Genomic DNA, 22945 nt, shown 5'->3' with positions numbered 1-22945 from the left:
TGTGAAAGGAACTTCGATCATGAGTGCTTTGGTGTTTTCCCAGGCGGGACCCCATATTCCAGCCCGGCCACTGACGCTGACCCGGCGTGGGCGCGTGCTGTTGCTGGGCATCCCCTCCATCCTTGTCGCGTCGGCCCTGGTTTTCACCCTGTTGGCGGTGCTGCTCGGGGCCATTGCAAGCCCGGCAAATGCCGCCACCACCCACAGCTCGGTGGACATGGCTGACTACGCGGGCACCGTGACTGTCCTGCAGGGCCAGAGCCTCTGGTCGATAGCAGCCGCCAGCGACCCCACCCGCGACATCCGGGACGTTGTCTCCGATATCGTGGCGCTCAACGGCCTGACCACTGGCGTCCTGCAGGCCGGGCAGCAGCTTTACGTACCCCGCGCCAAGTGACCACATGGTGGGACGCCCGCCGTCACGAGTTCGTAAAGCTGCTCCGGTTCACCTTAAACTGGTCCCATGGACCAGTTTGAACGCCTCAGCCAGCTTCCGCTACGCGACGATCTGCGCGGGCGCCATCCCTATGGGGCACCGCAGCTGGACGTTCCCATCCTGCTCAACGTCAATGAAAACACCTTCGGGGTTCCGCTGGATGCCAAGGAAGCAATCCTGAAAGCTGTGGCGGACGAGCTCGACGGCCTCAACAGGTACCCTGACCGGGAATTTACCGAATTGCGCCGTGCGTTGGCCGCCTATTTGGGACACGGCCTGACCGAGGAAAACATCTGGGCCGCCAACGGATCCAACGAGGTGCTGCAGCAACTGCTCCAGGCCTTCGGGGGCCCGGGCCGCAGTGTCATGGGGTTTCCCCCCACATATTCGATGTACCCGCTGCTGGCCAGCGGCACCGGCACGGACTATGTGGCCGGGACCCGGGATGGCGACTTCGGCCTGTCCGCCGGGTCGGCCGCAGCCCAGGTGCGCCGGCAGGCCCCCAATGTTGTCCTCCTGTGCTCGCCAAACAATCCCACGGGCACCGCGCTGGGGCTGGATGTCGTGGAAGCGGTGTACGAAGCAGGCGAGGCGTCGAAGGCCATTGTCATAGTCGATGAGGCCTATGCGGAGTTCTCCCACACCGGCACCCCCAGTGCATTGACGCTGCTGGAGGGCCGGCCGCGGCTGGTGGTCTCGCGGACCATGAGCAAGGCGTTTGCCCTCGCCGGCGCCCGGGTCGGGTATCTGGCGTCTGCACCCGAAGTCGCCGACGCCATCCGCCTGGTCCGCCTGCCGTACCACCTGTCTGCCATCACCCAGGCCACGGCCGTGGCTGCCCTGCGCAATTCGGATTCCCTGTTGGCGAATGTCGAAGCCATCAAGGTCCAGCGGGACCGCATTGTCACTGAACTTGAAGCGCTTGGGCTGACCCCGGCGCCGTCTGACTCCAACTTCGTGTTCTTTGGCGGACTCCAAAGTCCACAGGCCGTGTGGGAGGGGCTGCTGGCCGCTGGCGTGCTCGTCCGGGACGTGGGAATCCCCGGGCACCTTCGGGTGACAGCAGGCACTGAAGCCGAAACCACCGCCTTCCTTGACGGGCTGCGCACCATCCTGGCCCGTTAGCCGCCCCACCCGAGAGCGGGGGCGGCCCCGTCGCCGCTCCCATGCCGCCCAACGGGGTCCCACGCCGCCAACAGGGGCCCGGCCCGGTTGGGCGGATGGGCATCCGCCCTCCTAAACTGTTAGTACACCAAGCGCGCGGCCGCCGCCCATTGTGCCCATCGGAAGGCGGGCGGCAGCCAACAATCCAAAGGACCTCCTGACAATGACTGAGAACAGCCCGCAGCCCGCCCAGGGACGAACGGCACGGCTGGAACGTGCCACGAGCGAATCCAGCGTGCTGGTCGAGATCAACTTGGACGGCACGGGCAAGTCGACCATTGACACGTCGGTGCCGTTTTACGACCACATGCTGACTGCGCTCTCCAAGCACTCACTCATTGACATGACCGTCAAAGCCACCGGCGACACCCACATCGATGTCCACCACACCGTGGAGGACGTGGCCATCTCCCTGGGTGAGGTGCTGCGGGTGGCCCTCGGCAACAAGGCGGGCATCCGGCGCTTTGGCGAGGCCACCGTCCCCCTCGACGAGGCCCTCGCCAACGCGGTGGTGGATGTCTCGGGCCGCCCCTACCTGGTGCACGGCGGAGAGCCTGCGGGCCAGGAGTACCATCTGATCGGCGGGCACTTCACCGGCTCCCTCACGCGCCACGTGTTCGAGGCCATTACCTTGCATGCGCAAATCTGCCTGCACATGACGGTCATTGCCGGCCGCGATCCCCACCACATCGTGGAGGCCCAATTCAAGGCGTTTGCCCGCGCACTGCGTGCCGCCGTCGAGCCGGACCCCCGGGTCACCGGCATTCCGTCCACGAAGGGACTGCTGTGAGTACCGACTCCGTCGAAACTGGCACTACGGCCAGGCCGACAGTCACCGTCCTCGACTACGGTTCGGGGAATGTCCGCTCAGCCGTCCGGGCCCTTGAACGCGCCGGCGCGATTGTCACGCTGAGCGCCAAGCCCGACGACGTCATGTCCGCGGACGGACTGGTGGTGCCCGGCGTGGGCGCCTTTGGCTCCGTCATGGCGGAGCTGAAGGCCGTGGACGGCTTGCGCATGATCGGGCGGCGGGTGGCCGGAGGCAGGCCGGTCCTGGGCATTTGCGTGGGCCTGCAGGTGCTTTTTGACGCCGGGGTGGAGCACGGTGAGCGCGTGGACGGCATGGGCGAATGGCCAGGCACCGTCGAATTGCTGCCCGCCGACGTGGTCCCGCACATGGGGTGGAACACGGTCAAGGTTGCCGAGGGCTCCCGCCTGTTTTCCGGTGTTGAGTCGGAACGCTTTTACTTTGTCCACTCCTACGGGGTCCAGACCTGGAACTTTGACGTGGTCCAGCCCAAGATGAAGGCGCCCATGGTCACGTGGTCCGAACACGGTGCTCCGTTTATTGCGGCCGTGGAGAACGGTCCCTTGTGCGCCACGCAATTCCACCCCGAAAAGTCCGGCGACGCCGGGGCCCGGCTGCTGAGGAACTGGGTGCAGTCCCTGCGAAAGGGCGCCGCCTAGTGTGGTCCCTGCTCTTGATGGCGCTTGCCGGGCTGCTTATTGGCGGCGCCTACACGTTTTACCAGCAAAAGACACCGCGCTGGATACCCATCTGTTTTGCCATTTTGGCCATGATGTCACTGCTGGCGGCCTACCTGTTTACCCTGGGCGGCTGAGTCCATGCCCGCCCCAACCCCGAAGAATGAAAACGCCGAGGACCCCATGACCACCAATGCCCCCATCCTGGAACTGCTGCCCGCCGTTGACGTTGCCGACGGCCAGGCCGTGCGCCTTGTCCAAGGCGAGGCCGGCTCGGAAACCAGCTACGGCTCCCCGCTGGAAGCTGCCCTGACATGGCAGAATGACGGCGCCGAATGGGTGCATCTGGTGGACCTGGACGCCGCCTTTGGGCGCGGCAGCAACCAGTCCCTGTTGCGCGAGGTGGTGGCAGCACTGGACGTCAAGGTTGAGCTGTCGGGCGGCATCCGAGACGATGCCTCCCTGGAGGGCGCCCTGGAGCTCGGTGCGGCCCGCGTCAACCTTGGCACCGCGGCGCTGGAAAATCCGGCGTGGACGGCGAAAGTCATTGAGCGATTTGGTGACCGGATCGCCGTCGGGCTTGATGTACGCGGCACCACATTGGCAGGCCGCGGCTGGACCCGGGAGGGTGGCGACCTCTGGGAGGTCCTGGCCCGCCTGGAGGACGCCGGCTGCGCCCGTTACGTGGTAACCGATGTCACCAAGGACGGCACCCTGCAGGGGCCGAACGTGGAATTGCTGCGCGAAATGTGTGCCCGCACCGCCAAGCCCGTGGTCGCCTCGGGCGGCATTTCCAGCCTGGAGGACCTGCGCGTGCTGCGCACCCTGGTGGGCGACGGCGTCGAGGGGGCCATCGTGGGCAAGGCGCTGTACGCCGGCCAGTTCACGCTCCCGCAGGCCCTGGACGTGGCCGGACGCCGATAGTCCCATGCCAGAGATGCCTCCCACGCACAAAAGACACTTGCCCGGCCATATCGCCGCTGCCCTGGCCGGCGCCGGCGGGGCCACTGACTCCGCCGGGCAGCCGTGGGCCGGGCGTGCCCTTCCGGAGGGGGAAAGCTACCACAACTTTGATGCGGACGACGGCGCTGCGGACGTGCGCTACGAGGCTGCGGTGGGTCAGTTGCTGGGGGGAACAGGCTCCGAGGCGGCGGTGGTGGCGTCCCTCGCGCAGGCGCGCGTGTTCATCCCCATAGTGGCCCAGCTGGCCGCGCAGGCTGTGGGGGAGCAGGGGCTGGCCGCGGACAAGGAATCGGACATGGCACTCGTGACGGTCCAGGCCCCCGACGGGCGGCGTGCGCTTCCAGCCTTTACCCACGCGGCGGCACTGTCCGCCTGGCATCCGGAGGCGCGGCCGGTGGCTGTCTACACCGCCCGGGCCGCACTGTCCGCCGTCGCCGAGGACGCGCAGCTGCTGGTGCTGGACCCTGGCTCGGACCGGCCCTTTGTGGTGCGCCGCCCGGCCATGTGGGCCCTTGCGCAGCAGCGGGAGTGGCTGCCGGCATACAGCGACCCGGCCGTGCTTGCGGTGCTTCGGGAGTCCGTTGACGCAGCCGCCAATCCGGCCGTGGTGGGCATTTCCGCCAGCCCCGGGAAGGGCATAGAATCCCTGTGGGACAAAAATACTGAACCGTCTGGACGGTTAGTCCCCGGCGGGGGCTCCGGACCGGAACTACTTGTCACCATCACCCTCCAGCCCGGGCTCGACCAGCCTGCGGTGGAGGCCCTGCTTCGTTCCTTGCAGGAATTCTGGGCCGGCAGCGATCATTTCGCCGAGTCCGTTGATTCTGTTCAAATACGATTGCGCCATTCCGGCACCACACCATAACCCCATTGCAATGAGCAACTGACGCTCTCTTGCGATGCATCGCGAGAGAGAAGACTTTACGTGAATTTTGCCGGCTACCGGGCCCTGCTTCGGATAGCGCCCGTGCGGCGGCTGCTGCTGATAGCCATGGTCGCGCGAATTCCGCATGCCGCAGCCGGGGTGCTCCTGACGCTGCATGTGGTGGAAACGCTGCACATGAGCTACGCGGCCGCCGGGGGAGTGGCAGCGGCCATCACGGTCGGCATGGCTGTCGGCGCCCCCTGGCGCGGCCGCCAGGTGGACATCCGCGGGCTGCGCCGGGCACTGGTGCCCTCTGTCATCGCCGAAGTGGCCGTCTGGTCCACGGCACCTTTCCTGAACTATGAACTACTGCTGGTGGCGGCCGTCGTCGGCGGATTGTTTGCCGTGCCCATCTTCTCGGTGGTGCGGCAGTCCTTGGGGGTCATGGTGCCGCAGCACCAACGGCGCACCGCCTACGCACTGGACTCGATGGGGGCCGAAATCACGTTCATGGTCGGCCCGGCTGCCGGCGTCATGCTGGCCACCACCACCCACACCGTGGTGGGACTTGTCATCATCGGGGTTTCCTCGGCCCTGGCTGGATTGTTGCTCATGCTGGCCAATCCGCCTACCCGCACAGGACAAAAGGGCGCCTGCCTGGAACCCGCCGCGACGGGTGTCGACATTGCAGTCGATGCCCCGACGGCGCTGATTGCCGGCGACGCCAGCCGACCGGTGACGGGGCAGCCGCGGACAAGGTTCCGCCGGTTCTGGGGTGCGGCCCGCGGCAACCTGTCCTGGGTCAATCTGGCCGTGCTCGCGGTCCTTGGAGCATCGCTCGGGGCCGGGCTGGTGCTGTCCGGCACCGACGTCGGCATGGTGGCGGTGCTGCGCCACAACGGTCAGGTGGGCGAGCTCGGCATCGTGTTCTTTTTCTGGTGCGGTGCGTCGCTGCTGGGCGGCCTGATCTACGGTTCGCTGCGGCGCTCCATCAACCCGCTCTGGCTGCTCGGGGCCATGGCCCTGCTGACGATTCCCATGGGCTTTGCCACCGACGCGTGGACGCTGGGGTTACTTTCCATCCTGCCGGGCCTGCTGTGCGCACCCGTGCTGACCTCAAGTGCCGAGCACATTGCCGACCTGGTGGAGGAGCGCCGGCGCGGCGAGGCCATGGGGTGGTATGGCTCGTCCATGACGATCGGCAGCGCCTTGGGTGCGCCTTTTGCGGGCGTCATGATCGACGCCGTCGGGCCGTGGTCCGGGTTTGTGGTCATCGGCGCGTTGGCAGGCATCCTCGCGGCAGCAGGCCTGATCGCACAAGGGGCCCGGCGCGGCCGCCGCGGTGTGAGCGCCGACGGCGGCAACGCCCGGCCGGGGGCACTTGACCGGGGCGAGCCGGCCAAGGCGCAAATTGACGAGCTGGTGGACGAGCCCGACGCCGTCTAGGACCCGGAGCTGACGCACCGGGGGCAGGTCAATTAATTGACGGCGCCGGTGAACTTCTCGCCCGGACCCTTGCCCGGGGCGTCCGGGAACGGCGACGCTTCGCGGAAGGCCAGCTGGAGGGAACGCAGCCCGTCGCGCAAGGGGCCGGCATGCTGGCTGCCAATCTCCGGGGCCGCGGCCGTGATGAATCCGGCCAGCGCGGTGATGAGCTTGCGGGCCTCGTCGAGGTCCTTCAGCGCCTCGGCGTCGGGGCCGGCGGCGAGCCCGCACTTGACGGCTGCCGCGCTCATGAGGTGAACGGCTGCGGTTGTGATGACCTCAACGGCGGGAACTTCGGCAATGTCACGCACTGCGCTGGCTGCGTCGACACTGCCGGCAGCCTCCTCGGAAGTGGAGTCAAAGCTGTGCCGGGTGTGTGAATTATTATCTGGGGTGTTCATACTGCTAAGCTTGTCACAGACCGGTTGGGTGTCATGACCGACGCGGGGATCAAACCCGTGATCTGGCACGCACTCAGCTTGCAAGTGGAGTCCTCTCCCACCTTTCGACCCAGCAATGGCGTTGTCTGGTTCAGGTTGGAGCCTTTCATGTGAAGGCAGTCCGCACCCCAGGAAACGACGGTGGCGTGCACCCATCCTTATCGAGGCCTCCGATTGCATCAGCAGCGGGGGCCTTCTTCGTTGCTGATGGCAAACACATTTCTTTATGTCATCAGGAGTTACACATTAGCGAGCCACGCATCAATGATCGTATCCGCGTCCCTGAGGTGCGGTTGGTTGGACCGGCAGGTGAACAAGTAGGGATCGTCCGCATTGAGGACGCCCTCCGTTTGGCTGCCGAGTCGGACTTGGATCTGGTTGAGGTAGCACCGACGGCCAAGCCGCCGGTTTGCAAACTGATGGACTTCGGTAAGTACAAGTACGAGGCCGCCGTCAAGGCGCGTGAAGCCCGGAAGAACCAGACGAACACTGTTCTGAAGGAAATCCGCTTCCGCCTCAAGATTGACAAGCACGACTACGAGACCAAGCGCGGCCATGCACTGCGCTTCCTCGGAGCCGGCGACAAGGTCAAGGCCATGATCCAGTTCCGCGGCCGCGAACAGCAGCGACCCGAGATGGGCATCCGCCTGCTCCAAAAGTTCGCCACCGACGTTGCGGAGGTGGGCGCCATCGAGTCCAGCCCCCGCATTGACGGGCGCAACATGGTCATGGTGATCGGCCCGCTGAAGAACAAGGCTGAAGCCAAGGCGGAAGCACGGCGCAACCAGCAGCGTGCCGATGCCAAGGCCCACAACGAGGCCGTGGCCAATGGCACGGCCCGCGTGGACGTGGACCGTGACAACAAGGCTCCCATGACCCAGTCCCTGGCAGACCTGCTGCCATCGGGCCTGCACCTGGGCGAGGACGCAGCACCCGCTGCGGCAACCCCGGTTGCTGAAGCACCGGCCGCTGCGGCAGCACCCTCTGCGGCAGCACCCTCTGTCAAGGAGGAATCGGCAAAGGTGGACGCATCCGCCGCGCCGGGTGCCGCCGCCGAGCCTGTCCCGGCAGCTGCGGCGCCCGCAGCTGCAAAGGCGCCTGCCAAGGCACCGGCTGCAAAGGTCGCTGCAGCACCGGCCGCGAAGGCCCCGGCCCCCGCGGCCAAGGCTGCAGTCAAGCCGGCGGCAGCACCGGTGGCAGCCAAGCCGGCCGCCATGCCCAGGCCCATCCCGATGCCCAAGCCCATGGCAAAGCCCGTAGCGGCAAAGCCCGCGGCCAAGGCGTCACCCAAGTCCGCAACAAAGCCCGCTGCCAAGGCCGCGCCTGCAAAGAGCCCGGCGGCAGCGGAATCCAAGAACTCAGCTGAGTAAGGCTTTCAGCCTTTCCAGCGGTGAATATACACCCCGACAGTGACCCAACCAGTCGCTGCAAGAGAACCACAGGCAGCGCCGGTGGAAACGTAAGGAGACAGGTCCTCATGCCTAAAATGAAGACACACAGTGGTGCAAAGAAGCGATTCAAGCTGACCGGTTCCGGCAAGCTTCGTCGCCAGCAGGCCAACCGCCGCCACTACCTGGAGCACAAGCCCTCCAGCCTGAAGCGCCGCCTCAAGGGCGACCTCACCGTCGCCAAGGCAGATGTCCGCAACATCAAGAAGATGCTCGGCATCTAGTTTCGCAAGTCAATCGGTGCTGGCCCCTCGAAGGGGACGCGCCATTTCATCAGAGCCTTCCCTGGCTTGATTGGCTTGGGATAACAAAAATTTGAAGGAGTACGCACGTGGCACGTGTGAAGCGGGCGGTAAACGCCCACAAAAAGCGTCGGGTTGTTCTTGAGCGGGCAAAGGGTTACCGCGGACAGCGTTCGCGCCTGTACCGCAAGGCCAAGGAGCAGCTGCTGCACTCGTTCGTGTACAGCTACGGCGACCGCCGCAAGCGCAAGGGCGACTTCCGCCGCCTGTGGATCCAGCGCATCAACGCTGCATCCCGCGCCAACGGCCTGACCTACAACCGCCTGATCCAGGGCCTGAAGGCTGCCGAGGTTGAAGTTGACCGGCGCATGCTTGCAGACCTGGCCGTGAACGACGCCGGTGCCTTCGCCGCACTGGTCAAGATCGCCAAGGCCGCATTGCCTGCAGACACCTCCGCACCGGCGGCAAAGTAGCGTAAAACGGACGGAACCCCCAGTTCCATTTTCATCGCGGCCGACTGCTAAAGTCCTAAGCATGAATGAACCCGGGCGCCCGCCAGCAGATGCAATGACCAATCCTCGAGCAGATCGAGTGAGGGACGTTGCAAAGCTGGCCGGGCGCTCGGGCCGTTTAAAGCGCCGCCAATTCTTCGTGGAGGGCCCCCAGGCAGTACGGGAGGCACTGCAGGCCCACCGGGACTGCTTGGACGCCGGCGGCACGGCCGTCGTCGAGGCCGTGTACGCCACCGTGGAGTGCCTCAAGCGCCATCCGGAGCTTTTCGAACTGGCCTCACCGAAGGGCTCGCAGCTGCAGGTCCGCATTGCCAGCGACTTGGTCCTGTCCGCGATGACGGACACCGTGACGCCCCAGGGCGTGGTTGCCGTCTGCAATTTTGTCGATGTGCCGCTGGAGGAGGTACTGGCCGCCAAGCCCAAGCTGATCGCCATGCTGTGCCGCGTTCAGGATCCCGGCAACGCAGGAACGGTGCTGCGGGCGGCGGATGCGGCCGGGGCGGACGCCGTCATCTTCTCCAACTCCAGCGTGGACATCTACAACCCGAAGGCCGTCCGTTCCACGGCCGGCTCCCTGTTCCACCTTCCCGTGGTCCGCGGAGTCGAGCTGGCCGAGGTGGTCAGTGCGGCCAAGGCGGCGGGCGTGGGCGTGCTGGCGGCAGACGGTTACGGCCAGCTGAACCTGGACCTGCTCCAGGATGAAAGTGCCGCCCGGGCTTTTGAACAGCAGATCCCTGATTCACAGTATGCCCTCGAGGAACCAACCCTGTGGCTCTTCGGCAACGAGGCCCAGGGCCTCGCAGGCGAGGAAAAGGCGCTGGCGGACCACCGCGTGGCCGTCCCCGTCTACGGCGAGGCGGAATCGCTGAACCTTGGCACGGCAGCCACCGTCTGCCTGTACGCCAGTGCCAGGGCACAGCGGCGCGCCGACTGAAAGCAATCCGCACCGCATGATGCGGGGCGCCACTCCTTGAAGGGGAACAATCATGGCCCATGGTGGCGGCAACAAAGCCATTGTCGCGGCACTGGCAGCAAATCTGGCCATTGCGGTGCTGAAATTTCTTGCCTACCTGCTCACGCTTTCCTCGTCCATGCTGGCCGAGTCCATCCACTCGCTGGCGGACTCCGGCAACCAGCTCTTGCTGCTGCTGGGCGGCAAGCGGGCCAAGCGGCAGGCCAGTGCGGAGCACCCCTTCGGGTATGGCCGCGAACGCTACGTGTACGCCTTTCTGGTGTCCATCATCTTGTTCAGCGTGGGCGGCGTCTTTGCCCTGTATGAGGCATATTCAAAGTGGCAGCATCCGCACGCCATGGATGCGCAGTGGGCGTGGGTCCCGCTGGCCGTGTTGGTGGGCTCGATCCTCCTGGAAGGCAACTCCTTCCGCACGGCCATCAAGGAATCCAACCACACCCGCGGTTCCAAGAGTTGGGCCCAGTTCATTAGGACGGCCAAGGCGCCCGAGCTTCCTGCCGTGCTGCTTGAGGACTCGGCCGCCCTGCTGGGCCTGATCTTTGCACTATTCGGCGTCAGCATGACCATTGCCACGGGCAACGGGCACTGGGACGCGGTCGGCACGGCGCTCATCGGCGTGCTGCTGGTGTGCGTGGCCGTCATCCTGGCCGTGGAGACCAAGTCCCTGCTGCTCGGTGAATCCGCCACGGAAGAGGACGTCCGCGCCATTGAACAAGCCCTGCTCGGGCCCGGCGTGAGCCGCATCATCCACCTGAAGACCCTGCACCTGGGACCCGAGGAACTGCTCGTGGCGGCGAAGATCGCCGTGGACAAGTCAGAGACCGGCGCCCAGATTGCTGCCGCCATTGACGACGCCGAGAAGCGCGTCCGCGCGGCCGTCCCCATTGCCCGGGTCATCTACCTGGAACCGGACATCTACTCCGCCGCCGCGGACATCCAGCCGTAATTTTTGGCGGCGCCGGGCGTGCGGTAGCACCTCGGACGACGGCGGCGCCGGGCCTAAGCGGCGCCGGGCCTACGGCAACGTGGCCTAGAGCAACGTGGCCTAGAGCAACGTGGCCGCCGCAGCAGTCGCGCGGGTGCGGTTGGTGCGCTCCAACATTCCGCTGGCCCCGGCAATGGCCAGTCCCAACACCGCAAGCACCGCGCCGACCAGTGCCGGGGCGGTGAAGCCCCAGCCCCAGGTGATGACCAGCCCGCCAACAAAGGCGCCCAGGGCGTTGGCCATGTTCAGCGCCGAGTGGTTCAGGGACGATGCGAGGGTAGGTGCACCGGGGGAGACATCCAGCAGACGCGTCTGCAGTGATGGGATCAACATGGACCCCGACGCGCCAATGACGAAGGTCATGAGCAGCGCCGCCCACTGGATGTGGACTGTCAGGGCATAAACCACCAGCACCGCGGCGATGCAGGCCATCATGAGGTAGATGCTCCCCATGACTGACCAGTCAGCCAGCTTGCCACCCACAAAACTACCGGCCACCATGCCCAGCCCGTACAGGCCCACGATGACCGGCAGGAACCCTGCACTGAATCCGGCGACGTCGGTCATGGTGTTGGCTATATAGGTGTACACAGCGAAGAAGCCGCCAAAGCCCACCACGCCGATGAACAGGGTCAGCCAGACTTGGCTCCGCTTGAGGGCGCTGAGTTCACGGCGCAGGCTGGCATCCGGATGTGCCTTCCGGGCCGGGATGGCCTTCGCAATGGCTGCGAGCGTCACCAGCCCCACGAAGGCCACCAGCACAAACATCAGGCGCCAGCCGAACTGTTGGCCCACCAGCGTGGCCAGCGGCACACCGACCACATTGGCAACGGACAGGCCCATCATGACCATGGCAATGGCCCGCCCCCGCTTGGTGGGCGCCACCAGGGATGCGGCCAGGACCGCCGCCACGCCAAAATAGGCGCCGTGGGGCAGGCCCGCCACGAAGCGGGTCACCATCAAGGTGACGTAGTCCTGCGCAAAAACGGAGGACAGGTTGCCCAGCGTGAACAGGGCCATGAGCGCCAGCGCCAAGGTCTTGCGCGGCCACTTGGCACTCAAGGCCACCAAAAGTGGCGCGCCCACCACCACGCCGAGGGCATAGGCGGAGATGACATGGCCTGCTTCGGGCACCGTGACGTGGACGCCTTCCGCCACATTGGGCAGCAGTCCCATCATGGCAAATTCGGTGGTGCCAATGCCGAAACCGCCGATGGCGAGGGCAAAAATGGCCCAGGCGGCAGAGTTCGCCGAACCGCGCCGCGTGCCGGACAAGGTGGTCGAGGTGCTCATGAAGTGTGCTCTCACTGATGGAAGTTGTCGTCACCGCACTGTTGCAATGCGCGCGCCGGCTGCCGGAATGCTGGATCGATGCCGGGAATCAAGGCCCTGCCAAGATGAAGGTGCCCCGGTCCATTCTAGTTTCCCTTAGGCTGGGCCATGTGACCCTTTCCCATGACACCAAGCCCGCGCCGATCCCCCGGCAGATAGTGGGAGGTGCGCTGGTGGACTCCCTGCTCCGCCCGACACGCCTCTTGGCAGCACGGCGCACGGCGCCCCCCGAGTTTGCCGGCATGTGGGAGTTCCCCGGCGGCAAGGTTGAAGCCGGGGAGACTGCGCCGCAGGCCCTCCACCGGGAACTGGCCGAGGAATTGGGTGTGACGGTCCGGCTGGGCGCGGAACTGGCGGGCCCGACGCCGGACGGCTGGCCCCTCAGCATCAAGGCCTCCATGCGGGTGTGGCTGGCGGAGCTGACTGGGGGCTCGCCCGAACCGCTGGAGGACCATGACGTGTTGCGCTGGGTGGACCTGGCAGGAGACGAAGTGCTGGCGCTGCCATGGATACCGGCGGACATGCCCATCGTCCACGCCCTGCTCGCCCTGAACACGGCAAACTGAAGGTGTTGAATTCTGGCCGCCCTGTGCCAGACTGGGGGTTACCCAAGCGCAAGGAGGTTGTGCAGTGACATCGTCCGAGAACCACAACGACGCAGCGCCGGCCAGCGCCGGTGCCAGTGACGAAATGAAGGAAAAGTTCCGCCAGGCACTGGAAAACAAGAAGAACCAGCGCCATGGAAGTGTGGAAGCAGCCAACGGCGCCAAGATCAATTCACAGCACGGAGCTGCCTCGCACAAGCGTGAATTCCGGCGCAAGAGCGGATAGGGAGGCGCACATCCGCCGGCATGGTTGCTAAAACAGGGCCAGTTGCCCGTCGGATGCGCCGTCGTGGCCGGAAAGGCCAGGACCGGCAGGGACAAGGGCGGGGGCATGCACGGCAGCCCCCGCCTTTCTGTGTCCGTCACCCCTGTGTCCGTCACCCCTGTGTCCGTCACCCCTGTGTCCGTCACCCCTGTGCCCGCCACCGTGGCCCGGCAAGTCCATGGGCAGGCTGCCGCTCGGGTAGCTGGCCTCCTCCCGGCGTGGATCGTGGATAAAGCCGGCCTGCCCGGCAAAGCCGTGGCGGAGTTTGGCCTCGTTGACCCGTGCTGCCAGCCACTGGCGGTAGTCCTTGGGCGCGTAGGCCCCCTGACCGTAGAGTCGCTGGTAGCGCCCAACCAGGGCAGGGTGTTCGCGTGCCAGCCACTTCATGAACCATTCCCGGGTGCCGGGGCGCAAGTACAAGGCACCGGCGGTCACACCGGTGGCCCCCGCAGCAGACAACGCAGCGAACAAAGCATCCAGGGACTCCTCGGAATCCGTCAACCAGGGCAGGATCGGCATGGCCATGACCCCGCACGGCAGGCCGGCGTCCCGCAATTTTTCGATCAGCGCCAGCCTCGCCTTGGGCGAAGGGGTGCCAGGTTCGACGGCGGCGGCCAGCGTGGCATCCAGGAGGGCCAGTGAAATGCCCATGCCCACACTGACTTGTCGGCCTGCCGCCTGCAGAAGCGGAATGTCCCGGGCCAGCAGCGTCCCCTTCGTCAGGATGGAAAACGGCGTGCCGGAATCGGCCAGGGCGGAAATGATTCCGGGCATGAGCCGGTAGCGGCCCTCGGCCCGCTGGTAGGGATCCGTGTTGGTGCCCAGGGCCACGTGGGGATGCTGCCACGAGGGCTTGAAAAGCTCCTTCCGCAGCACCTGCGCCACGTTGACCTTCACCACCACTTGGGAGTCGAAATCGGCGCCCGAGTCAAAGTCGAGGTAAGTGTGGCTTTTGCGCGCGAAGCAGTAGACGCAGGCATGCGAGCAGCCGCGGTAGGGGTTCACTGTCCATTCAAAAGGCATGGTGGAGGTGGCCGGGACTTTGTTGAGGGCGCTTTTGGCAAGCACCTCATGGAAAGTCACCCCCGCGAACTCCGGAGTATGCACGGTTTTGACCAGTCCGGCCAGCGGGAGCAGCGGCGTGTCCCGCGGCTGTTTGAGTTCCTGTGCGTTCCACCTCATAAAACTAATTCGAACATATATTCTAAGATTAGTCAATGGACTTTTCCTGCATGCTTGTCCGGACTGGGCGGCGGGTGCAGTTACCGACTGGTACCAATATGGCCCAGATCACACCGGCGGGCGCTAGGCTGAAGGCATGGGGCCGGCGTTCATCCCCATTTCTTAGTAGATTCCGTCCGCAAAGAGGAGCTGTCATGACAAACCTGGCCACCATCGTGGGCACGTCCGCACACAACAATCCGGCGGGCGTGGCCATCAAGATGGACGACATTGAAATAACCTTCGGAGCACTGGAGGTGCTCAGTGCCAAGGTTGCCGCCCTGCTGGCTTCCCGAGGCATCAGGCCGGGGGACAGGGTGGCGCTGATCTCACCCAACCTGCCGCAAATGCCGCCCATCTACTACGGAATCCTGCGCTACGGGGCCATTGTGGTGCCCTTGAACCCGCTGCTGAAATCGCGGGAGGTGGCCTACCACCTGTTGGACTCCGGCGCCGTGCTTGCCTTTGCCTGGGAGGGCGTCATGGGGGAGGTGGCGGCGGGCGCCGCCGACACGGGTACGGCGATCATCCCCATCGACGCTGCGTTCATGGGCCTGCTGGCCCCATTGGAGCCCCTTTCCGAGGTGGCCGCAGCCGGAAAGGACGACACCGCCGTCATCCTTTACACCTCAGGCACTACGGGGAAGCCGAAGGGCGCCGAGCTCACCCACGAAAACCTGCGCAGCAATGCCGAGGTCTCGGTCAGCCTGTTCAGCAGCAGGAACGGGGACGTCATCTTCGGCGGCCTGCCGTTCTTCCACATCTTCGGGCAGACCTGCGCACTCAACTCTGCCGTCCTGGCCGGCGCCACCGTCACCATCCTGCCCAAATTCGACCCGGTCAAGGCGCTGGAAATCATCCAGCGGGACAAGGTCACCATTTTCGAGGGTGTGCCCACCATGTACATTGCGCTGCTGCGCACGCCCGGGCGGGAAAACTATGATCTCTCCAGCCTGCGCCTGGCCGCATCCGGTGGCTCCCCGCTGCCACTGGAAGTCCTGCATGAATTTGAAAACACCTTTGGCGCCACCATGCTCGAAGGCTACGGCCTGTCCGAAACCTCTCCTGTGGTCTCCTTCAACCAGATGGACGGCATCCGCAAGCCCGGCTCCGTGGGCACCGCGGTGGCCGGCGCGCAGCTGAGGGTGGTCGACGACGCCGGGAACGACGTCGAACCCGGTGCCGTGGGGGAAATTGCCGTGGCGGGGCCGTACGTCATGAAGGGGTACTGGAACAACCCGGAAGCCACGGCGGCTGCCATACCCGACGGGTGGTTCCGCACGGGGGACCTGGGCCGCAAAGACGCCGACGGGGTCTTCTTCATCGTGGACCGCAAAAAGGACATGATCCTGCGGGGCGGCTACAACGTCTACCCCCGCGAGGTTGAGGAAGTCCTCTATGAACACCCTGCGGTGGCCGAGGCTGCGGTGGTGGGCCGTCCCGATGACATCCACGGCGAGGAAGTTTATGCGGCCGTGGCGCTCAAGGCAGGCGCCGAGGGAGCCGACGATCCCGAGGCCCTCGCCGCCGACATCCGCGACTTCGTCAAGGAGAGGGTGGCCGCCTACAAGTTCCCCCGCCGGGTCATCATCATGGACACCCTACCCAAGGGGCCGACGGGCAAGATCCTGAAGCGGGAAATCACCATCTAGCCGACGTTATCGAAGGGCGCACGATGGCGGCCGGGCACCTGTGGTGTACGGCCGCCCGTGCAGCGCGGATTCCTAGATCAAATTCCAGGTCACCTCGACGGTGGCGGTGATGCTGCTTTGGCCTGGCTCCATCGGCAGCGCCATGATTCCTGCATCGGCGCCCGTTGACATTGCCCGGGCCATCGGAATCATTCCCTGGTCGACCATCTCGGTGATGGCCGTTGCGGTGCCCAAGGTCCGTCCGGCCAGGGCCGCGTACATGTCGGCGGCATGAACGGCGTCGGCCCAAGCCACGGCGCGGGCAGCGTCCTTCGCGGCAGAGAGATCGGACACAGCCGGGCGGAGTCCGTGGATCCGCACGGCGTCACCGCCGACGTCGACCACTGCGGCGATGACATCCGCCGCAGCCTCGTCATAGCTAAGTATGACGTTCAGGCTGGAGGTGACGATGTAGCCAACGATGGCACGGGTCTTCCCCTCCAGCCATTGCTCGTCAGCATGCACATTCAGCGCCTCAGTTCCCACCACATCGCGGGCGAGGGATAGCTCGAGCAGGCGTTGCTGGATGGCCGTTATGGCGTTGGCTGCCGCGGCGTAGGCTTCCTTGACGGTGTTTCGACGAGCCTCGATGCCAACGCTGATATGAAAGTAGTCGGGCTGGGCGCTGACAGAACCCTTCCCGGTGACCGTGATCGCATTGGCGGTGCAGGTGATTTCACTCATGGGTGGGACCTTTCCTTCGGGGAGTGGTGCCTGTTACCTGGGATAACGTGAAGCTTCGTAAAGAGTTGCGCAAGGCCGGCAGGCGGGTGAGGGTGGGCAGTTCCCGGTAGCCGCCCAGGGCAAGGCCGGCGCTGCGTTCAAAGAAATTCCTGCTGCCCGGGTCCCCTGTCCGCCACCACGAATAGGCGGCGCAGGCTGCGTAGAGGGGAAGGAATGGCAGGCCCAGACACCAGGCGTATTGGGTGGAATGGGCTGCCTCGTGTTTAAGCAGGTCTGGGCGGGAGTCGATGAAGGCGCGGTCTGCCCGGTAGAAGATCACGTTGCCAACCGTGAACGCGCCGGCCAAGGGCAGTTTGGGTCGGTATTCGGTGCCGAAAAGCAGACCGTCCGGGCCAGGTTCCACGGGAGTCCGGCTCAGGGCCGCAAGCAGCAGGCCGGCGGCCGTGGACAGGTTCAGCGCGTTCGCCAGCTGGCGGCACCGCAGGGCAGCCCTCACGGGGCGCTGACGGTGGGGGCCGGCGTGGCCGCCGGGGCTACCTTGGCCCCCGGAACCGGTTGCAGCACGGCCTTCAAGACCGTGGTTTCCACAACGTGCAGTTGCGCCAGCGCTTCCTTGATTCCGGGCTGGGACTTGTGGCAGGCGGTCAACGGCCACTTCACATGGATGGCCCGGCCCGTTGCGTCCAGCAGCCAGAGGTCCGGGGTGATTTCGAGGGAAGCCTCGCACACCAGCTTTCCCACCGCCTTGTCGCTGGGCGTGTGAAGGAACTTGACCAGGGGCACCAAGTCTCCCGAGAGCCGCTTCTGGGTGATGGTCCGCCAGGTGCCCCGAGCGTCGGTGACGTTGTCGCCGAAGGCGGTGCATTCCACCACCGAGACGGGCTGGAACCCTTCGGGAATGCCGCCCATGTCCTTTGCAGAGGGATCGGCCAGGCCGTTGTCCTCATACCAGTGGGCGGTGGTCAGGCAGTTGGCGCCGGCCAGGATCCGCGCCGGCGGCGGCGTGACGGGCACCACGGCGTCGGCCGGCCTGAAGTCGATGGACTTTGACGACGTAGGCTTCAGGGCCGCCAAGGCCTGCCGGACGCCCGGCTTGGTGAGGCCGCAGGAGTCACGCGGCCATTGGATGTGGACCGCCCTGCCAGCCACATCCACCAGCCAAAGGTCCGGGATTGTCTCTCCCACGGATAAACAACTTCCGCCGCCCTGCCGGTCGCTTTGTTGTGCCAGCGCCGCCAGCAGGGGCGAATAGTTCCCGGAGTAGTGCTGTTCCAGGATTGAGGCCCAGGCCGGCTCCGTGCTTACCTGCCGGAAGATGCGTGGCCCCGGGGAGCAGGTGACCACGTCCTCCGGCACAAAGTCCTGCGGCACGCTCCCCATCTTGTCCGCTACGGCAGCGGGAGCAGTCATGAGGGGTTCATTCCAATACGTGGTGGCAAGGCAGTCGGCCTTGGCCTGCAGGGCGGCGGGGGCCGGCGTGGAGTGTGTGATGCCAGGTGCAGAAGCGTTGCACCCGGACAGGCACAGGGCCAGGGCGGCCATCAGGGAAACGGTCCACGCAGCCAGGCGCCAGTGCGCCCGGCCGAAAGCAGGCTCTGGTCCGTTCATGGAGCCACCTGCACTTCAAGCGGTTTCGCGGACACAGTCTTCAGCCCCGCCAGCGCCTTTGCCGTGTCCGGTTTGCCGCGGGTCTTGCCGCACGCGTCCACCGGCCACGTCACGTGCACGGCCTTTCCCGCGGCGTTGACCAGCCACAGGGACGGAACTATTTCACCATCAGCCGTGCAGGCAATGCCGTCCTGCCTGTCGCTGGGCTGCGCCAGTGCCGCCAGCAGCGGAGCAAAGTCTCCGGACAGGTGGCGCTCCACCATCCTGGGCGGGCCCGGGGTGGCGGTACGGGCCGGCACGGAAAAGTCGAAGGTGCACTCCACTGCATCCACCGGAACGAAGCCTGGAGGAACGCTTCCCATCAGCTGCGCCGCGGAGGCCGTGGGGCCGTAGCCGGGCCGCCACTCGGACGGAACCGTGCAGTCGACCTTGTCCTGAAGTGCCGCCGGATCAGGCGTGTAGTGGGTTACCCGGCCCGGGAGCAGGACATTGCAACCCGCCAGTCCCCCTGCCAGCAGCCCCAGCGCAAGGCAGCCCGGCAGCGCGCGGCCGGCAGCCGCCGTCGTACGCCTCAAAGCCAGCGGTGCAAGGTAGCCCATGCCTTGAGCGTAGCAACGTCTGCACGGGAAGGGGATGGCAAAAGGGTAAAGACTGTGTACCGTTTGGCCGGCGGGAGGACCCGTGGCAATTCAAGAACCATGGGGCGGTCCCCTAGACTGGGTGAGGCGGCCCGAGCTACGCCGCCGCTTACTCGCACACGAGCTTAGGTAAAAACTGTAGATGTCTGACATTCCCCAGAAGACGGCCCCAGCGCCGCAATCTTCCACCGAACCCGCCGCAGCGCCGGACCCCCGGGATGAAGCCGCCATCGGCGCCGCCGTCGAGGCTGCGCTCGCAGCCATCGCCGCTGCGTCCACCCTGGACGAGCTCAAGACCGCCCGCTTGGCGCACACCGGCGAAAAGTCGCCCCTGAGCCTGGCCAACCGCGAGATTGGCGCCCTCTCCAAGGAATTCAAGGCTGCCGCCGGCAAGCTCATGGGTGCTTCGCGCGGCCGTGTCGCCAAGGCGCTCGCAGCCCGCACCGAGGTGCTCGAGGCCGAGGATGCCGCCCGCATCCTGGTGGAGGAAACCGTCGACGTCACGGCCGCCCCGCGCCGCCGCCGGGCAGGTGCCCGCCACCCGCTCTCGACGCTGCAGGACCGCGTCAGCGACATCTTTGTGGGCATGGGCTGGGAAATTGCCGAAGGCCCGGAGCTGGAGTCCGAGTGGTTCAACTTTGATGCCCTCAACTTCAAGCCGGACCACCCCGCCCGGGAAATGCAGGACACCTTCTTCGTGGAGCCGCCCGAGGCCCACCTGCTGCTGCGCACCCACACCTCGCCCGTGCAGGTCCGCTCCCTCCTGGAACGCGAACTGCCCGTGTACGTGCTGTGCCCCGGCAAGGTGTTCCGCACCGACGAACTCGACGCCACGCACACGCCCGTGTTCCACCAGTTTGAGGGCTTGGCCATTGACAAAGGCTTGTCCATGGCGGATTTGCGCGGCACGCTGGAGCACTTTGCCCGGCAAATGTTTGGCGGCGAAGCCAGCATCCGCCTGCGTCCCAATTACTTCCCGTTCACCGAGCCGTCCGCCGAGCTGGACATCTGGCACCCGGGCGCCAAGGGCGGCCCCCGCTGGATTGAGTGGGGCGGCTGCGGCATGGTGAATCCAAACGTGCTCCGCGCGGCCGGCATTGACCCGGACCAGTATTCAGGATTTGCCTTCGGCATGGGAATTGAGCGGACCTTGATGTTCCGCAACGAGGTGTCCGACATGCACGACATGATCGAGGGCGACGTACGATTCAGCGAACACTTTGGGATGGAGATCTAAGCGGTGCGTATTCCACTGACTTGGCTGCGCGAGTATGCGCAGGTGCCGGCAGGAGCAACTGCCGAAGACGTCATGACCGAGCTGGTCAAGGTTGGCTTTGAGGAAGAAGCCGTCCACCGCCCGCTGGATTCAATCAGCGGACCCATTGTGGTGGGCCAGGTGCTTTCCATGAGCCCCGAACCGCAGACCAACGGTAAGACCATCAACTGGTGCTCGGTCCGCGTGGTTCCCGAAGGTGCCGTGCAGCCCCATGTGGGGGAGGGCATTGAGCCTTCGGGCATCCAGGAGGTTGTCTGCGGGGCGCACAATTTCACCGTGGGCGACAAGGTGGTTGTCACCCTGCCCGGGGCAGTGCTGCCCGGGGACTTCCGCATTTCCCCGCGCAAGACCTATGGCCATGTCTCCGCCGGCATGATCGCCTCCGTCCGCGAGCTGGGGATAGGCGAGGACCACGACGGCATCCTGGTGCTCTCCACCCTGGGCCTGGACCCGGAACTGGGCAGCGATGCGCTGGACCTGTTGGGCCTGACTGACGAAGCCGCCGAGATCAACGTGACCCCGGACCGCGGCTACGTGTTCAGCATCCGCGGCGCCGCCCGCGAGTACGCCCACGCCACCGGCACCCCGTTTACCGACCCGGCGGCCCTGGTCTCCGTCACCGCTGCCACGGGGCCGGGCTACCCTGTCCGCCTCGAGGACCAGGCGCCCATCTATGGGCTCTCCGGCTGCGACCGCTTCGTGGCCCGCACCGTGCGTGGAATTAACCCGGCTGCGCCAACTCCCACCTGGATGTCCTCCCGCCTGCGCCTGGCCGGAATCCGCTCCATCTCGCTGCCTGTGGATATCTCCAACTATGTGATGCTGGAGCTGGGCCAGCCCCTGCACTTCTACGACGCCGACAAGCTCGACGGCGACATTGTGGTGCGCCGTGCCGCCGCGGGGGAGACCTTGCGGACCCTCGACGGCAAGGTCCGCAAGCTGGACGTGGAGGACCTGCTGATCACCGATTCATCCGGTCCCATCGGCGTGGCGGGTGTCATGGGCGGCGCGTCCACCGAGGTCACCTCCTCGACCACACGGGTGCTGGTTGAGGCGGCCCACTTTGAGGAAGTGTCCATTGCCCGTTCGCGGCGCCGCCACAAGCTGCCGTCCGAGGCATCCAAGCGCTTTGAGCGCGGCGTGGATTGGGAAGTTGCTGACGAGGCCGCCCAGCGTGCCGTGAACCTGCTGGTTGAGCTGGCCGGCGGCACCGAGGACACCACCGTCACCGACGTCGGCACCCCGCCGGCCGCCGTCACCGTTTTCCTGCCGGCAGGATTCGCCTCGGCCCGCATCGGCATCGACTTCACACCGGAGCAGATCCAGGGCACGCTGACAGACCTGGGTGCCCTGGTTGAGGCGGCCGACGGCGGCTGGTCCGTCACAGCCCCGAGCTGGCGCCATGACCTGGCCACCCCCGAGGACCTGACCGAGGAAGTGGCCAGGCTGGTGGGCTACGACCTGATACCCGCCACCCTGCCCACCGCCCCTCCCGGCCGCGGGTACTCGCGGACGCAGCAGCAGCGCCGCCGCGCAGTCCAGGCACTGGCCGATTCCGGCCTGACGGAGATCCTGGCGTATCCTTTTGTGTCCAAGGTGGCCAACGATTCCTTCGGCGTGGCCGAAGCCGGCGCCCCGCGGGAAGCCGTGAAGCTGGCCAACCCGCTCAGCGAGGAATTCGGGTACCTGCGCACCTCCGTGCTGCCGGGCCTGATCGAAACGGCGAAGCGGAACCACTCGCGAGGCTTCCACGACCTCGCCCTGTTCGAGTCCGGACTGGTGTTCCTGCCATCGGGCACCATGGGCACTGCCTCCATCCCGCCGCTGGGAGCCAAGCCGTCTGATGCCGTCCTGGACGCGCTTGACGACGGCATCCCCTACCAGCCGCTCACCATTGGCGCACTGTTCACAGGCAAGGACACCCCGGCCGCACCGGGCCACACGCCGCGTGCCTGGGACTGGGCCGACGCCGTCGACGCCGCGCGCCTCGTGGCTGACGTGACCGGCGTGGACCTCGTGGTGGAGCAGGGCTCGCACCAGGCGTTTCACCCCGGCCGGGCGGCAGTGTTGAAGCTGCGCTCCGGCGAGGTGGTGGGCTACGCCGGTGAACTGCACCCGAAGCTGCTGGCCGAGGAGCACCTGCCGGCGCGCACCGTGGCGATGGAACTCAACGCCAGCAAGGTCTTTGACGCCGCGGCCGACGTCATTGTTGCCAAGCCGATCTCCACCTTCCCGGTGGCCACACAGGACGTTGCCCTGGTGGTTCCGGCAGAGATTCCCGCGGCAGCAGTGCTGGAAACCTTGCGTGAAGGTGCCGGGGAGTTGCTGGAGGATGTTGCCTTGTTCGACGAGTATGAGGGAGCCGGAATTCCGGCCGGGAGCAAGTCGCTGGCATTCGGGCTGAGGTTCCGCGCGGCCGACCGCACACTCACTGCCGACGAAGCATCAGCGGCCCGTGCGGCCGCCGTCGAACTGGCCGCGGAACGGTATGGCGCCACCCAACGCTGACCACCTGCCGGGCCGCAGCCCTGACCATTTCCCCGCAAGCCGGGCACGGAATGGTTGGGGCTGTGGCCCGGTTAACTCGCGACTTCCGACAGATGCGCCATGAGCTGACGGAGACTGCT

25 protein-coding genes are annotated in these 22945 nt (G+C 66.0%); 18 read left to right on the top strand and 7 right to left on the bottom strand.

Annotation, left to right across the window (positions count from 1 at the left end; genetic code table 11):
• Nucleotides 1–19 precede the first annotated feature (19 nt).
• The 8 genes from G6N77_RS00215 (at nt 20) to G6N77_RS00180 (ending at nt 6359) form a co-directional block, all read left to right on the top strand.
• Nucleotides 20–397 carry a LysM peptidoglycan-binding domain-containing protein gene (locus tag G6N77_RS00215; protein WP_165179993.1) on the top strand — a complete coding sequence of 126 codons (378 nt, stop codon included), beginning with the start codon at nt 20–22 and terminating at the stop codon, nt 395–397.
• Nucleotides 398–463: 66 nt separating this feature from the next.
• The gene (locus G6N77_RS00210) at nt 464–1561 is read left to right on the top strand and encodes a histidinol-phosphate transaminase (protein ID WP_165179992.1); all 1098 of its coding nucleotides are present in this window, start codon (nt 464–466) and stop codon (nt 1559–1561) included.
• Between the two features lie 202 nt (nt 1562–1763).
• Nucleotides 1764–2390 (top strand): imidazoleglycerol-phosphate dehydratase HisB, encoded by a 627-nt coding sequence (gene hisB / locus G6N77_RS00205; protein ID WP_165179991.1) that lies wholly within the window; start codon nt 1764–1766, stop codon nt 2388–2390.
• Nucleotides 2387–3067 carry an imidazole glycerol phosphate synthase subunit HisH gene (gene hisH / locus G6N77_RS00200; RefSeq protein WP_262453176.1) on the top strand — a complete coding sequence of 227 codons (681 nt, stop codon included), beginning with the start codon at nt 2387–2389 and terminating at the stop codon, nt 3065–3067. The genes hisB and hisH overlap by 4 nt, the downstream gene beginning before the upstream one ends.
• Nucleotides 3067–3222 (top strand): hypothetical protein, encoded by a 156-nt coding sequence (locus tag G6N77_RS00195; RefSeq protein WP_165179990.1) that lies wholly within the window; start codon nt 3067–3069, stop codon nt 3220–3222. The genes hisH and G6N77_RS00195 overlap by 1 nt, the downstream gene beginning before the upstream one ends.
• Nucleotides 3223–3268: 46 nt before the next feature.
• Nucleotides 3269–4009, top strand: coding sequence for a bifunctional 1-(5-phosphoribosyl)-5-((5-phosphoribosylamino)methylideneamino)imidazole-4-carboxamide isomerase/phosphoribosylanthranilate isomerase PriA (gene priA, locus G6N77_RS00190; protein WP_165180201.1), 741 nt, complete (start codon nt 3269–3271; stop codon nt 4007–4009).
• Between the two features lie 4 nt (nt 4010–4013).
• Nucleotides 4014–4913: an SseB family protein gene (locus tag G6N77_RS00185; RefSeq protein ID WP_165179989.1), complete on the top strand. Its 900-nt coding sequence runs from the start codon at nt 4014–4016 to the stop codon at nt 4911–4913.
• A 60-nt stretch (nt 4914–4973) separates the two neighbouring features.
• Nucleotides 4974–6359 carry an MFS transporter gene (locus G6N77_RS00180; protein ID WP_165179988.1) on the top strand — a complete coding sequence of 462 codons (1386 nt, stop codon included), beginning with the start codon at nt 4974–4976 and terminating at the stop codon, nt 6357–6359.
• Nucleotides 6360–6391: 32 nt separating this feature from the next.
• On the opposite strand, the gene G6N77_RS00175 is transcribed toward G6N77_RS00180, so the two are convergent.
• Complete coding sequence (locus G6N77_RS00175; protein ID WP_165179987.1) at nt 6392–6799, bottom strand: DUF1844 domain-containing protein; 408 nt, start codon at nt 6797–6799, stop codon at nt 6392–6394.
• Between the two features lie 326 nt (nt 6800–7125).
• Between G6N77_RS00175 and infC the strand changes: the two genes are divergently transcribed.
• The 5 genes from infC to G6N77_RS00150 all read left to right on the top strand — a co-directional run bounded on the left by infC (nt 7126) and on the right by G6N77_RS00150 (nt 10959).
• A complete protein-coding gene (infC, locus tag G6N77_RS00170) occupies nt 7126–8208 on the top strand; it encodes a translation initiation factor IF-3 (RefSeq protein WP_370875248.1) in 1083 nt (360 codons plus the stop codon).
• Nucleotides 8209–8315: 107 nt separating this feature from the next.
• Nucleotides 8316–8510, top strand: a complete 195-nt coding sequence (rpmI, locus tag G6N77_RS00165; RefSeq protein WP_054010474.1) for a 50S ribosomal protein L35 — start codon at nt 8316–8318, stop codon at nt 8508–8510.
• A gap of 107 nt (nt 8511–8617) precedes the next feature.
• Nucleotides 8618–9001, top strand: a complete 384-nt coding sequence (rplT, locus tag G6N77_RS00160) for a 50S ribosomal protein L20 (protein WP_165179986.1) — start codon at nt 8618–8620, stop codon at nt 8999–9001.
• A 61-nt stretch (nt 9002–9062) separates the two neighbouring features.
• Complete coding sequence (locus G6N77_RS00155) at nt 9063–9974, top strand: TrmH family RNA methyltransferase (RefSeq protein ID WP_165179985.1); 912 nt, start codon at nt 9063–9065, stop codon at nt 9972–9974.
• 52 nt (nt 9975–10026) lie between these two features.
• Nucleotides 10027–10959 (top strand): cation diffusion facilitator family transporter, encoded by a 933-nt coding sequence (locus tag G6N77_RS00150; RefSeq protein WP_165179984.1) that lies wholly within the window; start codon nt 10027–10029, stop codon nt 10957–10959.
• A gap of 99 nt (nt 10960–11058) precedes the next feature.
• Here the strand turns inward: G6N77_RS00150 and G6N77_RS00145 are convergent, their stop codons facing one another.
• The gene (locus G6N77_RS00145) at nt 11059–12291 is read right to left on the bottom strand and encodes an MFS transporter (RefSeq protein ID WP_165179983.1); all 1233 of its coding nucleotides are present in this window, start codon (nt 12289–12291) and stop codon (nt 11059–11061) included.
• Nucleotides 12292–12488: 197 nt separating this feature from the next.
• On the opposite strand from G6N77_RS00145, the gene G6N77_RS00140 reads away from it, so the two are divergent.
• Nucleotides 12489–12896 carry a (deoxy)nucleoside triphosphate pyrophosphohydrolase gene (locus tag G6N77_RS00140; protein WP_262453194.1) on the top strand — a complete coding sequence of 136 codons (408 nt, stop codon included), beginning with the start codon at nt 12489–12491 and terminating at the stop codon, nt 12894–12896.
• Nucleotides 12897–12960: 64 nt separating this feature from the next.
• A complete protein-coding gene (locus G6N77_RS00135; protein ID WP_262453181.1) occupies nt 12961–13161 on the top strand; it encodes a DUF5302 domain-containing protein in 201 nt (66 codons plus the stop codon).
• A gap of 27 nt (nt 13162–13188) precedes the next feature.
• On the opposite strand, the gene G6N77_RS00130 is transcribed toward G6N77_RS00135, so the two are convergent.
• Nucleotides 13189–14382, bottom strand: coding sequence for an Rv2578c family radical SAM protein (locus tag G6N77_RS00130; RefSeq protein ID WP_165179981.1), 1194 nt, complete (start codon nt 14380–14382; stop codon nt 13189–13191).
• A gap of 194 nt (nt 14383–14576) precedes the next feature.
• Here G6N77_RS00130 and G6N77_RS00125 point away from each other — a divergent pair, with 194 nt between their 5' ends.
• Nucleotides 14577–16073 (top strand): long-chain-fatty-acid--CoA ligase, encoded by a 1497-nt coding sequence (locus tag G6N77_RS00125; protein ID WP_165179979.1) that lies wholly within the window; start codon nt 14577–14579, stop codon nt 16071–16073.
• Between the two features lie 72 nt (nt 16074–16145).
• Here G6N77_RS00125 and G6N77_RS00120 read toward each other — a convergent pair whose 3' ends face one another.
• Genes G6N77_RS00120 through G6N77_RS00105 form a run of 4 tightly spaced genes read right to left on the bottom strand, consistent with a single transcriptional unit; the run spans nt 16146 to nt 19003 of the window.
• Complete coding sequence (locus G6N77_RS00120; RefSeq protein ID WP_165179977.1) at nt 16146–16796, bottom strand: SIMPL domain-containing protein; 651 nt, start codon at nt 16794–16796, stop codon at nt 16146–16148.
• On the bottom strand, nt 16789–17292 hold the full coding sequence (locus G6N77_RS00115) for a hypothetical protein (protein ID WP_262453184.1): 504 nt from the start codon (nt 17290–17292) through the stop codon (nt 16789–16791). Before G6N77_RS00115 ends, G6N77_RS00120 begins: the two co-directional genes overlap by 8 nt.
• Nucleotides 17289–18404 (bottom strand): hypothetical protein, encoded by a 1116-nt coding sequence (locus G6N77_RS00110; RefSeq protein ID WP_165179975.1) that lies wholly within the window; start codon nt 18402–18404, stop codon nt 17289–17291. Before G6N77_RS00110 ends, G6N77_RS00115 begins: the two co-directional genes overlap by 4 nt.
• Complete coding sequence (locus G6N77_RS00105) at nt 18401–19003, bottom strand: hypothetical protein (protein ID WP_165179973.1); 603 nt, start codon at nt 19001–19003, stop codon at nt 18401–18403. Before G6N77_RS00105 ends, G6N77_RS00110 begins: the two co-directional genes overlap by 4 nt.
• Nucleotides 19004–19184: 181 nt before the next feature.
• On the opposite strand from G6N77_RS00105, the gene pheS reads away from it, so the two are divergent.
• Together pheS and pheT are read left to right on the top strand one after the other, a co-directional pair.
• Entirely contained in the window at nt 19185–20279 is a 1095-nt protein-coding gene (gene pheS / locus G6N77_RS00100; RefSeq protein ID WP_165179971.1) for a phenylalanine--tRNA ligase subunit alpha, read from the top strand.
• Between the two features lie 3 nt (nt 20280–20282).
• Nucleotides 20283–22826, top strand: coding sequence for a phenylalanine--tRNA ligase subunit beta (gene pheT / locus G6N77_RS00095; protein ID WP_165179969.1), 2544 nt, complete (start codon nt 20283–20285; stop codon nt 22824–22826).
• Nucleotides 22827–22945 lie beyond the last annotated feature (119 nt).

The sequence above is a fragment of the Arthrobacter silviterrae genome (genome assembly GCF_011045165.1).
Classification (GTDB): Bacteria; Actinomycetota; Actinomycetes; order Actinomycetales; family Micrococcaceae; genus Specibacter; species Specibacter silviterrae.
This window is presented reverse-complemented; position numbering and strand designations above follow the sequence as displayed.